Annotated in this window: 15 protein-coding genes; 9 read left to right on the top strand and 6 right to left on the bottom strand. The window is 40.0% G+C overall.

Translation table 11 applies throughout. The annotated features are described in order from the left end of the window. Window positions 1-295 (top strand): HNH endonuclease (locus tag BLO51_RS25050; RefSeq protein WP_143006938.1); only part of this gene is annotated, 295 nt, incomplete at its 5' end. Between the two features lie 35 nt (window positions 296-330). On the opposite strand, the gene BLO51_RS25045 is transcribed toward BLO51_RS25050, so the two are convergent. The 6 genes from BLO51_RS25045 to BLO51_RS25020 form a co-directional block, all read right to left on the bottom strand. Continuing rightward, window positions 331-1611: an MFS transporter gene (locus tag BLO51_RS25045; RefSeq protein WP_143006982.1), complete on the bottom strand. Its 1281-nt coding sequence runs from the start codon at window positions 1609-1611 to the stop codon at window positions 331-333. Between the two features lie 15 nt (window positions 1612-1626). Further along, window positions 1627-2607, bottom strand: a complete 981-nt coding sequence (locus BLO51_RS25040) for an aldo/keto reductase (RefSeq protein ID WP_090676179.1) — start codon at window positions 2605-2607, stop codon at window positions 1627-1629. 157 nt (window positions 2608-2764) lie between these two features. After that, a complete protein-coding gene (locus BLO51_RS25035; protein ID WP_090676178.1) occupies window positions 2765-3145 on the bottom strand; it encodes a MerR family transcriptional regulator in 381 nt (126 codons plus the stop codon). Window positions 3146-3375: 230 nt separating this feature from the next. Further along, entirely contained in the window at window positions 3376-3654 is a 279-nt protein-coding gene (locus tag BLO51_RS25030) for a barstar family protein (protein ID WP_090676176.1), read from the bottom strand. 20 nt (window positions 3655-3674) lie between these two features. Next, entirely contained in the window at window positions 3675-4100 is a 426-nt protein-coding gene (locus BLO51_RS25025; protein WP_090676175.1) for a ribonuclease domain-containing protein, read from the bottom strand. Window positions 4101-4633: 533 nt separating this feature from the next. Further along, window positions 4634-5119, bottom strand: coding sequence for a DUF6097 family protein (locus BLO51_RS25020; RefSeq protein WP_090676173.1), 486 nt, complete (start codon window positions 5117-5119; stop codon window positions 4634-4636). Between the two features lie 819 nt (window positions 5120-5938). Here BLO51_RS25020 and BLO51_RS25010 point away from each other — a divergent pair. From BLO51_RS25010 to BLO51_RS29940, 8 genes are all read left to right on the top strand, one after another. Then, a complete protein-coding gene (locus BLO51_RS25010) occupies window positions 5939-7288 on the top strand; it encodes a helix-turn-helix domain-containing protein (RefSeq protein ID WP_090676170.1) in 1350 nt (449 codons plus the stop codon). 464 nt (window positions 7289-7752) lie between these two features. Then, complete coding sequence (locus tag BLO51_RS25005; RefSeq protein WP_090676169.1) at window positions 7753-7920, top strand: aspartyl-phosphate phosphatase Spo0E family protein; 168 nt, start codon at window positions 7753-7755, stop codon at window positions 7918-7920. A 110-nt stretch (window positions 7921-8030) separates the two neighbouring features. Continuing rightward, window positions 8031-8552, top strand: coding sequence for a HEAT repeat domain-containing protein (locus tag BLO51_RS25000; RefSeq protein WP_090676167.1), 522 nt, complete (start codon window positions 8031-8033; stop codon window positions 8550-8552). 147 nt (window positions 8553-8699) lie between these two features. Beyond that, window positions 8700-10034 (top strand): helix-turn-helix domain-containing protein, encoded by a 1335-nt coding sequence (locus BLO51_RS24995; protein ID WP_245719816.1) that lies wholly within the window; start codon window positions 8700-8702, stop codon window positions 10032-10034. 368 nt (window positions 10035-10402) lie between these two features. Beyond that, window positions 10403-11302 (top strand): hypothetical protein, encoded by a 900-nt coding sequence (locus tag BLO51_RS28860; protein WP_217266787.1) that lies wholly within the window; start codon window positions 10403-10405, stop codon window positions 11300-11302. A gap of 113 nt (window positions 11303-11415) precedes the next feature. Then, window positions 11416-11526 carry an LPXTG cell wall anchor domain-containing protein gene (locus BLO51_RS31300; protein ID WP_143006980.1) on the top strand — a complete coding sequence of 37 codons (111 nt, stop codon included), beginning with the start codon at window positions 11416-11418 and terminating at the stop codon, window positions 11524-11526. Between the two features lie 502 nt (window positions 11527-12028). After that, window positions 12029-12640 (top strand): DUF4062 domain-containing protein, encoded by a 612-nt coding sequence (locus BLO51_RS24985; protein WP_090676164.1) that lies wholly within the window; start codon window positions 12029-12031, stop codon window positions 12638-12640. 59 nt (window positions 12641-12699) lie between these two features. Next, on the top strand, window positions 12700-12924 hold the full coding sequence (locus BLO51_RS29940) for a hypothetical protein (protein WP_090676162.1): 225 nt from the start codon (window positions 12700-12702) through the stop codon (window positions 12922-12924). The last annotated feature ends 5 nt before the right edge of the window (window positions 12925-12929 follow it).

Here is a 12929-nt window from a genome sequence, read left to right as displayed (position 1 = left end):
AGGCGCGACCGACAAGAAATACAATTTCGAATATTTCTTGAATCGAGCTTACGCTTTTAACCGGGACAAAGGGAAATGCAGGGTCTGTGACGAAGAACTAAAACCGTTCAATCTTCACATCCATCATATTGACCCTCACCTACCACAGGCATCCGTCAATCGAGTCAACAATTTAGCCGCGGTACATGAACATTGCCACAGACAGATTCACAGCCGAGAGGATTATGCTTCGTTAGGGAAGAAGATCTGGAAAAAGATTATAGCGTTCAGAGAAAAGTTGAATCGTCTCATGTAGAAGGTCATGATGGAGCGCCGTATGATTCGAAAGAATCACGTACGGTGCGAAGGAGGGCGAAAAGGAGAGCTGACCAAGTCGTGTTGAAGACTCTCCTTAGCTATTCCTATATGAGAACTTTTCACTGTCCAGAAGGTTACACCATTAATCAAAAATAGAAGCCCAGCCAATAAAATCACTCCCTTAATGTGAATGATTCCACTTAAATAGCCTCCTAATAAAGGACCTATTAGGTTTCCTAAGAAAAGAGCGCTATGGTAATAACCAAAAGTCAAGCTTTCCATTTTTTTTGGAGCGTGCATTCGTATTAGACTGATCACAGAAGGAAGGAGACCGCCTACAAACACCCCCATCAAAAATCTGGCTAATAGGAATAGCCAAATCGAAGAAAATAAAGCCTGGGAAACATAGCAGATAAAATTTCCAAACAAACAAGTGAGTAGGATGATTTCCGGCCCCACTTTATCAGCTTTCTTTCCTATAATAGGTGAAAAAATCATAATAGAGAAGCCGGAGATAGAAACGGATAAACCTACCATAGTGGATAAAAGAGCATCGTGATTCCACATACTTTCCACATATGTAGCTAGAAATGGGGAAGTACTCATTGTTGAAAATTGAATCAGAAACCCAGCCATAAACAAAGTTCTAATTGCAGGCCTTTTTACGATTTCCTTTAATTCAAGCAGAAAATTTAAACGTTTCCTTTCCTGTGGAGATAGTTTTGCATTATCTGGCTCAGGTTTGTTTAGTTCGGTTAAAAAGAAAAAGATAAGCGTACCTGCAATGAGCAGCATTGCGCTTGACACATAAAGGATTTTATAAAATCCTATCCATTGCCCCAAAATTCCCCCTATTAAGGGTCCAAAGATATTACCGGCGTATGCACCAGACTGAGCCCCACCCAGTGCATAGCCGATATTTTCTTTTGGCGTATTCATCGTAATAAAGGGGGAAGACGCAGGAATAAATCCGCCAAATACCCCCAAGACAAATCGTAGAACTAATAAATTCAAAGCTGATGTACTATAAGTCATTAAAAAAGTGGCCACTGCCATACCAAGAGCTGAACGGATTAGAATCGTTTTTCTACTCGTTCTATCTGCAATCTTGCCCCATACTGGCTGAAACAGAAAAGCAGATAGGAAAGTAGCACCAAAAATCATTCCCGTCCAAAGCTGAATGTCAGCTTGATTACGAACGCCTAAATCATGTTTAAGATAGATTGGAATAAAAGGTATAATTAAGCTAAATGCAGACATGACTAAAAATTGCGCAAAGCTTAAAACATACATATTCCTTTTCCAAACTTCCAACTATGCTCACTTCTTTCATCGGTTTAATAACTTCATGGATGGTAAGGAATATCTATCACCCACTGCTGCCCCCACTGGAACCGTTTTATCGATAAAATCCTTGACGTCCTTAGGCAAATCAATATCTATGGCAGCGATATTCTCTTCCAAATAACTGATCCTTTTTGTTCCAGGTATAGGAATAAGATCTTCTCCATTAGATAACAACCATGCTAAAGCGAGCTGTGAAGGACTTATACTCAGTTCGTTTGCTATTTCTTCTAAACTTTGAACTAATGTTAGATTTTGATTGAAGTTCTCTCCTTGAAAACGTGGTGTGTTGCGTCTGTAATCATTCTCTACGAAATTATCGACCGACTTGATCTTTCCAGATAAAAAACCGCGTCCCAAGGGACTATATGGAACAATGGCAAGATTTAGATCGCGGCAAAGGGGCAAGATTTCTTCCTCTATATCTCTACTCCATATTGAGTACTCGGTTTGTAACGCGGCGATAGGATGTACTTTTTGTGCACGCCTAATGGTTTCAGCAGAAGCTTCTGAAAGTCCAATATGTCGAACCTTCCCCTCTACTACTAATTCCTTCATCGCACCAACTGTCTCTTCAATCGGAACTCTTGTATCTACACGATGCAGATAATAAACATCAATATAGTCTGTGTTTAATCGTCTTAAGCTGGCCTCGCAAGCCATTTTCACATATTCAGGACTTCCATTGATTTCTATTATCTTCCCATCGCCATCTCTAACAAAGCCGAATTTGGTAGCTATGTGAATGTTCTTTCTCGTACTTTTTAATCCACGTCCAACTAATTCTTCGTTTTCCCCCATTCCATATTGGTCTGCGGTATCAAAAAAATTGACTCCGAGTTGTAAAGCACGATGAAGAGTTGCGATCGATTCCTTTTCGTTTTGATTTCCATAGTATTCCGACATCCCCATGCATCCAAGTCCTAAAGATGAGACATTTAAATCTCCAATTGTTCGAAATTTCATTTGCTTTCCTCCCCTGCTTTTGTCTTCAAGCTAAGTATATCGATTAGAGTTCACTGTAAGGCAAGAGAAAACTTAGGAATTAATGAAAGTTAATGCGAACCATTAATTTAATAAAACAAAAAAAAGACCTATCTATTTTAGGTCCCATTAAAATAAATTAAGTTACTTCAGCCTTGCCCTCCAGTCCTTTATAATGATTAATTTTCTCATCAATTTTTTTGAGATTGTTCTCCAGGTCTTTTATTTGCCTGCGAACATTTTTTTGATGAGCTTCTAATAGTTCTCGACGTGCGCTTACCGTTGAATTGCCTTGGCGTCTTAATTCTGCAAACTTTTTCATTTCACTTATCGGCATTTCAGTGTTACGCAACCTAATGAGAAAGTTAATCCATAAAATATCGGCCTCTGAGTATTTACGGTATCCATTTTCATCTCTTTCAACCCCACTTAATAAACCAATATTTTCATAATAACGCAAAGTGTAGGTACTAAGACCAGTGATTGAAGATATATTCTGAATTGCTAATAATTTTTCCATATATCAATTATAACATACTTACTTTAGAGTCAACTATAAGGAGTTAATATGACTTCAGCTTCGATTTCCTCTCTAATATTCCTTTCTCTTATTCAAGAATATAGCCCGATTGTTGAATAGGATGACGGATTTCCACCTGCTAAATTATAACCAATGCTTGGTCGCACCGAAGTTTGAGTTTTAAACAATAAAATGAAAAAGCCGCATTATATGCGACTTTTCATAATCGTTCAATTAGGGTCAAACTGCAGATGAAATCCTTCGATTTCTTTTTCAGCATCTTGAAAAAGTTGCAGTACATGGTTGCTATATTCCCCTAGCTTCTTCTCGCTCTCTTGAAAATGTAACCACCGAATCGTCAGCGGCATTGCAACCCATCCTGTCAAGCAATCCCACAAAGCGTCTAGGTTGTTGCCGTAATACTCAGGCAGCTCCAGGGCTTCTTTCAAGACGGCATGCAGTTGACCGACATCATCAATTTTAGTGCCATCTAATATAATATCCCGCAATCCCTAATCCCCCCACTGACTCACTTTATTTGTTCAAACGTCTCGTAATGGTCTTCCGTTTTGTATATTAAACCATCGTTGGAAAATAAGATTCGGTCCTTTCCCCGACGGTCAGATTTGTAGTTAATATCGGCTTCGTACCATACCCTTCCCTTTTTTTTGGGCAATTTTCCTTCACGATTTTGAAAGACATCGCCGCCAATGCTTTTGCCCGGCGCGACTTTATGCAAGTTTCCTTTCTGGGGGTCCCAGCCCAGATTTTTTGCTTCGTCTTTTGTAATGAAGTTATCAGGCAATTTATTATGGGCCTTTATGTAATTTGCGACATCTTCAAAACTGGTCAGACCTTGTGATTGCGCATTTTTCTGAAGCGATCCGCAACCAGCCAAAAGCAATAAACTTAACAATGCAAACAATACGAACTTCATGACTTTCAAGAGGCTCATCCCCACTTTTTTATCAATTGGATACCTAACCTAAATATTTACGGTAGTGATGACTAGAAGTTTCGAAAATATCTTCAAAACATGAGCAAATACATTTGGTTTCTCTGTAGATCACGTATTGTCTCGTTTTTCCGAAGCTATTCCTGCTTTTCATTCTTTTGACGACGATCTCATCCTTTCGGATCGACACATTCGATATAGGTATCATAAAGCTATTTATGAGTTCAGGCACGGACGAATCCAAACAGGCCTTGATGAGACGTTACACTGCCTTTCCTTGGCCCACAAAATGAGCCGGAATGAGGATTATGTCCGCTGCACCGCCTTGCTTGAACAATATAAGGACTATGCGTCGGGACAACAAATAGATAGTTTCTCAAATATCCTGTCAGAGCTGTTTAACGCTACGTTTAAAGACTTCTGACAGCTGCTTGTGCAGCATTCGGGGCGAAATGCTCCCGAATGCTTTTTTGTCGACGCTAATACACTTTACACACTTAACTCTCATCGTTCTTCGACAAGTTCTTGCTGCCTTACGAATGCTCAGCCTTTGCTCTTTGTTCCGTCTCTGTATGCTGCCATATCGACTGCCACGCTTGTTCCAATACTTTACCTTCCAGTGCTTTGGCGTAATATGCTCTCATGAGACACAATACTATGATGATTGCAAACACAGTTCCATACAAAATCTTTGATGTAAAGTCCTCAATCAGGATCAGTTTAAAGATAGAATCGACCAAGCCAAGCTGCGGCTGTATATAATCGAGTCCAGAGGCAACCATTAGCGGCACTATTATGATAAAGGCAATGGATACCAACGGGGTGTTCACTCTCTTATATTTGGTCAGCCCCTTCTGGAAGTAGTCGGTTCCAGCATAATTCTCCAGTGCGATCATTTGCTTATGGAAGTCGTTGTAGAAGATTTCTACAGGCAAATTATTTTCGCGAATAAATTCATGTGCTCTCTGCAGCTCTTCTTGTACAATAAGAACTCTTCCAAATAGACCCAAAAAGCCCATTGCAATAATGTCCTTCCTTTCTTTTGCTCCTCATAAATCCGTAGTTTGGAGACTCAGCATCGAATATTTGTTTTCATATTTGATTGTACCAAAATTTAGACAAGCATCAAATTGTCGAAAAAAATTATTCAAAAAACCATAAATCCTGTATATGGAAAATGAACAATATAATAGGATTCAAGGACGGTTAAGGAAGTTACGGCAGCGGTTGATGATGGGTTGAGCAGAAGCTTATTGTCATACTTGATACACGCCTCCACCTAGGGCGTGTTTTCTACTTGTGCTAAGTCCGGTTCAAAATATAATCGGAAGGGATGAGATTTAATGAAGGAACATAACTCAGGTGAATATCGGCCTAAGACCGACGCTTGGAAACCGCGTCGCCCCCAATCCTATGAGGGTGAGTATCCGGCAGAGCCTTTAGCGTGGTACTGGAAACTGTTCGGGTACGGGGGACAAGTCCTGATCTATGCGCTGGGAGTCTGTTATGTCGCTCTTACCATCGCTGCGATGTTCTATTATGTCATTGCGTTCGCTCGTTTCGTACTTCGTTAGCCCGTCCCCACCCACAATGTCGTTTGCATTTCTCCATAGATTCACCCAAGGTTAATTTTAGTATATTCCTCCCCAATTAAAACCCAATCTATAAAAAAAGAGAAAAACCACCTTTAAAGTCAAGATTTCGTGGAAATCAGATAAACGTTTTTGATGGAATATGTAAAATAAATCCTTATTTTGACCAAAGTATTAATATTTTTGGTTCACATTAATGGTATATTGTGGTAATATAAACTTATCAATTTGAGGAGGGCGCCTATTATGCGGGTTGTTAACCGGTCTTTGCGCGTGGAAATTGAAGACCAAATGAAACTGCATGGCTATAACCTTAATCAAGTGGCTGAATTGACAGGGATTAATGTCGGAAATCTCAGCATGGCGTTGAATGGTGTCTCCCGCGCAATGACAATCCGTCAATTAGACGCTTTGGCAAGAGTGTTCGGAAAGGTTCCCGGATGGCTCTATGAGCTATATACGGAAGAGTGCATTTCCGAAGAAAAATTGTCCCGGCCACGGTTAATTCCGTATTTGGTACGATGTGCCGAGGTTGGCAGAAACGATTGTATTGAGCCGGTGATCTCTAAGATTTTGGATAATCCGAAGAACGTGTCGATTATTTTCCCTGTTGCAGAAAAACTGTTTCAAAAGGGAAAATATAAGGAATCGGCACATTTTTATCAACTTGTTGCCGACAATGTAAAAGATAGTTTTTCCGAGATGCTGGCTATGAGCCACTATCGTTTATTTCTGATCGCTCAAGGCACGGATGCCGAGAAGAACTGGAAATCGGTTATACAATTTGAAGCTTTTAGAAAACGCTTGCCGGAAAACCACCAACTCGCAGCACTTTTAAAGTTGGCCAAAGTTTGTTATTCATTGGAGAAATGGAATGAAGTCGAACGGTTCGCAGAAGAACTGATAGAACTAAGTTCCATTCTCCATAAGCTAAAAACAGTGGAAGAAGTAGCGATTGATCATCACCTAGTGTATTATTTGGGCATGGGTCTATTATTTAAAGGCATTGCGCTGGAAAAAAAGGGGCTATACGAAGAGGCTAAGAAAGTCGTACAAGATTATGCTGATCTTGAATCGATTCTTGAGCCGCTTGACGAAGCGGGTCGAAAAGAGGCTGAACAATTTAAAGTTTTCGCGAAAGCGAATCTTTTCACGCTTGAAGTATTGATGGGTAATGATAACCTGCTAGACGAATACGTAGAATATTTAGAAAGACTTAATCAAGTGAACGAGATTTTGTCTGGCTTGACCACGATTCTAAAAGCAGCGAATCTTTACGGCTTCTGTGCGGATCAAATTTTGGAGCGTTTTTCCTGGTCTATCGAGCGCTTCACTATGTTTGACAAGGACTTAATTAATTCTGGTAGACACCTTTGGTTTCGCTATCATAAAGCGGTTTATGAATTCAAGAACGGGCGAATGGATAAAGGCATTGATGACACGATATACTGCATGTCCTTAGCCAAAAAAATGAACCGGCATGAGGACTTTGTCCGCTGTGTTTCCTTATTTGAAAAACATCGAGGACAAGCATCGATGCAACAAATCAGACATTATCAATCAGTCGCAATAAGAGAGGAGATGCAGGAAAGATGAAAGCTTTTATCCTGACGTTGGTTCTATGTTTTGGATTGTTTAACGGAACACAGTATTTCGAGATTATTCAAAGTCAGCATTCTATTATCAAATTGCTTGATCATGGGGCAGACCACTAAACTGGCGGAATCATGAACATATCGCAGACCTATTAGATCATCAAGATTCTTGACGTTTCAGGAGGCTTTTTTTGTCGAAAGCATTCTAGCATTAATGTTATAGGATCGCTAATTATCTCATCCTTTAAACAGGCGAAATAAATAGCGTCATGCTGGTGTAGGCCAATACAATAAAAAACCTGAGCCATTACGACCGCCTCTTCAAGGGGCGGTTTTCTTATGAGCGTAGTTCAAGGGAGCACTCTGGACAAAATGATGCAGTTTTTGTCGAAAAAAATATTTCTCAAATTCTAGGTCCCTTTATTTGGAAAAATGCCATTATAATAAATTTGGGTGATAGATGATATGGATACGAAACTAGAACGAAAAATCACGCAGCTACGGCAGCAGTTAGTGCGATTGGCTGAGGAGAAGGGTTCATTATCACATGAGGAGGTGGTCCGGCTCAGTCAGCATTTGGATCAGTATATTCTCATGGCCCAAAAGTCTTCTAAGCTGAAAGTGTGTGGATGATACAATGAAGTACGTTTTGCGTAAGCGGCTCTTGTTTCATAAGAAATTCAAAGCAGATCACTAATATAACGATTCAAAAAAGCAGCAACTAGGAGGATTCGATGAAGTAAATGAATTCCGCACAAGCCATTATGTTTTTGAAAAACAATCAGCCCTTTTCTAAAGATACGGAGGAAAGATTCGAAGTCATTAAAAAGTATAACGACGTGAGGGTACACTTTTTAAACTATCCTGATCCTCGGTGCATTCCATTATTTCTAAATTCATTTGGCGAAGGCAACGGCTACGGAGTCTATCAACTGATTGAAGACGTTTTGATGAAGTATTCAGTAGAACAAGTCGTTCCGCATCTAATCTCAGCATTGCATAGTGAACATATCGGTGTCAGGTATTGGTGTTCCCATATTGCTGCATCTTTTCCGACCCCAAGCCTAATTCCCCCTCTCGTCCATCTGCTTAGCGACCCCGATCCCGATATCAGGTGTGCAGCCATAACAGCCTTGTCCCAAATCGAGGATGACAGGATTATCAGTATATTAGTGGGAGTTCTGGAAAAAGAAGAAGACCCGGACGTTATTGATCTCATTCAAGAAGCTCTGGAGGAATCCAATATCGGTGCAGCTGTACCCTAGTAACCTTGACTGGCGTTTGCCCATCAAGGTTACTTTTTTTGATAAAAATCACAAAACTCGATTCTAGGAAATCCTTAGTAATCTGTTGTTTTGTGTAAACGTCCCATTGTGGTAGTATGGTTTTATTGATTTAGGGGAGGGTGTTCCGTGCGGGTGGATATTCGCTCTTTGCGGTCGGAAATCGAAGACCAGATGAAGCTGCATGGCTACAACCTAAATAAAGTAGCCGAACTGACGGGGATTAACGCTGGAAATCTGAGCATGGTGTTAAATGGCCGGTCCCGTGCCATGACAATCGGTCAATTGGACGCTTTGGCAGAAGTTTTCGGAAAGGCCCCAGGATGGCTGTACGAGCTGTACACGGAAGAATGCATCTCGGACAATAAGTTGTCCCGGCCTCGCATAATTCCATATTTGGTGCGATGTGCAGAGATTGGCCGAGTGGATTGTATCGAACCGGTGGTTTCCAAGATTCTCGATAACCCTAAGAACGCGTCCATTATCTTTGCTGCGGCGGAGAAGCTTTTCGAGAACGGAAGGCTGGAGGAATCGGGGCGCTTTTATCAACAGGTGGTCGATAATATAAAGGATAGTTTCTCTGAGCTCATGGCGATAAGCCAATATCGTTTATTTCTAATCGCTCAAGGCACAGATGAAGAGAAGAACTGGAAATCGGTTATTCAATTCGAGCCTTTCCGAAGACGATTGCCGGAATATCTCCAGCTTGCGGCGCTTTTAAAGTTGGCTAAGGTTTGTTATTCGTTGGAGAAAATAAACGAAGTCGAAAAGTTTGCTGAAGAACTTACGGAACTAAGTTCCATTCTCTATAAGCTAAAAATGGTGGAAGAAGTATCGGTAGAACGTCCCCTGATATATTATTTTGGCATGGGGTTATTATTTGAGGGTGCTGCATTGGAAAAAAGAGGACTTTACGAAGAAGCTAAAAACGTTGTCCAGCGTTATGCCGATCTTAGTTGGTTTGAGCCTCTTGACGAATTAGGCTGGAAGGAGGTTGAAAAATTTAACGGTTTCGCGAAAGCGAATCTTTACACGCTTGAAGTGTTTATGGGTAATGACGGCATTCTGAATGAATACGCGGATTTCCTGGAGAGTCTTGACCGGCTGAATGAAACTTTGTCTGGACTAACGACGATTATAAACTCGGCGAATATACACGGCTTTTGTGTTGATCACATACTGCAACGCTTTGCCGGCGCGATCGATCAATTCGATTGTTTTGTAGACGATCTGATTAATTCACGCAGGTATCTTTGGTTTTGCTATCATAGGGCCGTTTACGAGTTTACTAAAGAACGTTACGAAAACGGGATTAAGGAAACGATATTCTGCATTTCGCTATGCTTGGAGATGAAACGATACGAAGACTTGGCCCGCAGTGTTGTTTTATTTGAGAAGCATCGGAATTATGCATCCGAATCCCAGGTCCAGTATTACGAATCGATCAGGCTTTGGGTGGTTTAGCTGCGCAAAACGCCAAATTGGGTGGCAAAAGAATGATGTATAAAACATCCTGATGATTATAATCGGGATGTTTTTTCGTATGGAAAATATTTTCAAAAACATAAAAACCCTTGAAATGGAAAATAAGTATTATTATAGAGTTTAGAGAGAGAATGAATCCCCTCTCGGAATAAATCTGAAACCTATATTGAATAAATATTCTCAGACAGGGGCGAATGACAATTGAAAGCTATAAATAAAGTTATCGTTGTCTGTGATGACCCATTAAAAAGACCTAGTTTCAAAGTATTTATCGAGAGCCTTGACAACATGCAAGTCATCAAGTGTAATCTACGAGAAACTTGGTGTCCATTCCAGAATTGAAGCTGTTGAGAAAATCACAAGATAGAACATGGTATGATCCATACGACAAGAAAATGCGGGATACCGAACACATTTTATACGGCATCTCCAGTTTAAAATTCGGTAAAAGCTCAGTTACATTAGTCTTACAAGACCTGGCGGAATATCGAAAAAACATTTTATGTGATAGGTTTTGGCGATTAAAAATTGAAGGAGTGATTTCTTTGAAAAAAATATTGTCAATTGCTGTAGTGGCAGGAACGTTATTATCTGTAGCGTCACAACCTTCTTTTGCTTCAGCAGAATCCGCTTTGTTGCCGCCGGGAAATTCTGAAGCAGTTACGTCTTCGTCTATAAGCATGAACGAAAGTGAGGCAGCGTGGAACACGAAAGCAGCAGAAATAATCAAAAAGTATAAACCCGGACAACCGTTTTCTGAAGAAGACGCTGATTTTTTTAGACAAAGTTCTAGTAAAGATTACTCAAGGGGACTCGCTACTTCAGTAAATCTTTTTGGGTATCATCGCGGAACATTTAATGGCGATGCATGGATCTCTGAAACTGGGTCTAGAGTAGCTTTTTGGGGGTATGTGGATACTGACTTTGGTGTTATTAATCATGAAACAAAAACAAACATTATGATCAAAGATGATAAATTAAATAGTCATAAGAAGCTTAATATTAATCTTCATGTTAATGCAATTGGACCTCTTGGTACGGGAGGTACAAAGGTTGGAATTGTAGCAGATTTTGATATATCAAACTCTACTGAGAACAGCCACCAATTATGGCAAGGAAAATCTCACACCTGGACTGCGGTACCGATGTATGTTTATTATACAGCAAAGGGCACAGTAACAGATAATAATTCAGAGGTAGACATTACTCCCACTGTAGATGTAAAATGGTCGCAAACCAAACCTTAATCATTTGAATAAAATAATATTTTTGGTATAATATAGTGAGAGAAAGTAGTCGTTAAATATTTTAACAACTACTTTCTCTTATTGTAAGTAATCATAAATTAGAGGTAGGTGATATGGTGGGAGGCGGAGCTTTTTCACCAATACATACTATTTTTTTCCTTTTGCTAATTGTATTGATTATTGCTCTTATTTTCTTAATTATTAGAAGAAAAAAAAGAAAATGAGAAACTATTGAAAAGAAAATCTAGAGCCAAACATCTTGAATTGTAAATTTCGGTATAAAGCATTCTGGCGATCAGGATGCTTTTTGGTATAGGTAAATTGCGGGGAATGAACACAAAACGGAGGTTCGATGAAGGCAACACAACTGCTTAGAACGAAGCTTTTCAGCGAGTCGCTATCGCCGGAATATTGTTTAAAAGAGCTTCATCATTCAAGCAAAACGAATTAACATGAATGTGGGAAGCAGTGGAACGCATGTATTTCCCTATTGATGTCATCAATAATTGTAAAGGCAGGTGATATGGTGAGCGGTGTAGCTTATTCACCAATACATATTATTTTTTTCCTGTTACTACTTGTATTGATTGTTGCTCTTATTTTCTTAATTAATAGAAGAAATAAAAGAAAATGAGAAACTGCTGAAAGAAGACCCAGGGCCAAAATTGACAAATAAAGTGAGCCGACGGTATGATTTATATTAATTTCGTTGAATATAGGTGACCCATGAGAAAAAAATTACAAGTCTTCATATCGTCTACTTTTGCTGACCTGGTTGCAGAACGTCAAGCCGCTGTAGAAGCTATACTTAAAGCTGGTCACATTCCTGCTGGAATTGGAATAGAGCCATTCTTTATGGAAAGTCCAATGGAAACGATTAAGAGATGGATCGATGAATCCGATGTATATATCCTCATTCTCGGAGGAATCTATGGAACAATGCTTCCCGATGAATCGAAGAGTTATACGCATTGGGAATATGATTATGCCGGCGAACTAGGTAAACCAAGATTCGCACTTGTTTTAACAGATGAAGCATTAAGACAAAAGCCATACGACTTTGTAGTAGTGGCAGACTATCAGAAGTTCCAAGAGTTTAAGCAATCCGCAATGGAAGAAGTGCCCATATTTCATATTGAAGAGGAATGGCACGTTAGGTGGGTTATTCATGAAAAATTGAAAGAGTATAAAGGAAGAGACGATTTGGATGGCTGGGTTTCTGGCAAGGATTTCCCCGACGTACAAAAGTTATTGGAAGAGAATGCAAGTTTGTTGAGAGAGAATGCTAAATTACATGCTGTGTTAAAGAAAACTCTGCCGGATACCAGTCATAGGTGATAAATTACAGGGATCAGGCTCGTTCCAACTGGAGTCAGAGACGAAGGGGGACGGTGGCATTGAGTCTTAAATATCCTTTGAGCTTCGGAATTTTTATGTGCGTCATGCGTTTCGTGTGGGCCTTGACGATTCCCGATGCTTGGAAAATCGTTTTAGCCGCTTGTTTAGTCATGGTGCTGGAATATCCGCTCGATAAAATGGGTATCACCAAACGGGTCATCCCGGTCCCTATAGGGATAGCGGCTTTCATCACGATCCCCATTTTGTTTACCTTCATCAAGTGAAACGG

It is taken from the genome of Paenibacillus tianmuensis, from assembly GCF_900100345.1.
Lineage (GTDB): Bacteria > Bacillota > Bacilli > Paenibacillales > NBRC-103111 > Paenibacillus_G > Paenibacillus_G tianmuensis.
This window is presented reverse-complemented; position numbering and strand designations above follow the sequence as displayed.

Coding starts and splice junctions, on each gene's coding strand:
- BLO51_RS25040 (WP_090676179.1), bottom strand. CDS start 2,607: ATGAAATTTCGAACAATTGGAGATTTAAATGTCTCATCTTTAGGACTT.
- BLO51_RS25035 (WP_090676178.1), bottom strand. CDS start 3,145: ATGGAAAAATTATTAGCAATTCAGAATATATCTTCAATCACTGGTCTT.
- BLO51_RS25025 (WP_090676175.1), bottom strand. CDS start 4,100: ATGAGCCTCTTGAAAGTCATGAAGTTCGTATTGTTTGCATTGTTAAGT.
- BLO51_RS25020 (WP_090676173.1), bottom strand. CDS start 5,119: ATGGGCTTTTTGGGTCTATTTGGAAGAGTTCTTATTGTACAAGAAGAG.
- BLO51_RS25010 (WP_090676170.1), top strand. CDS start 5,939: ATGCGGGTTGTTAACCGGTCTTTGCGCGTGGAAATTGAAGACCAAATG.
- BLO51_RS25005 (WP_090676169.1), top strand. CDS start 7,753: ATGGATACGAAACTAGAACGAAAAATCACGCAGCTACGGCAGCAGTTA.
- BLO51_RS25000 (WP_090676167.1), top strand. CDS start 8,031: ATGAATTCCGCACAAGCCATTATGTTTTTGAAAAACAATCAGCCCTTT.
- BLO51_RS31300 (WP_143006980.1), top strand. CDS start 11,416: ATGGTGGGAGGCGGAGCTTTTTCACCAATACATACTATTTTTTTCCTT.
- BLO51_RS24985 (WP_090676164.1), top strand. CDS start 12,029: ATGAGAAAAAAATTACAAGTCTTCATATCGTCTACTTTTGCTGACCTG.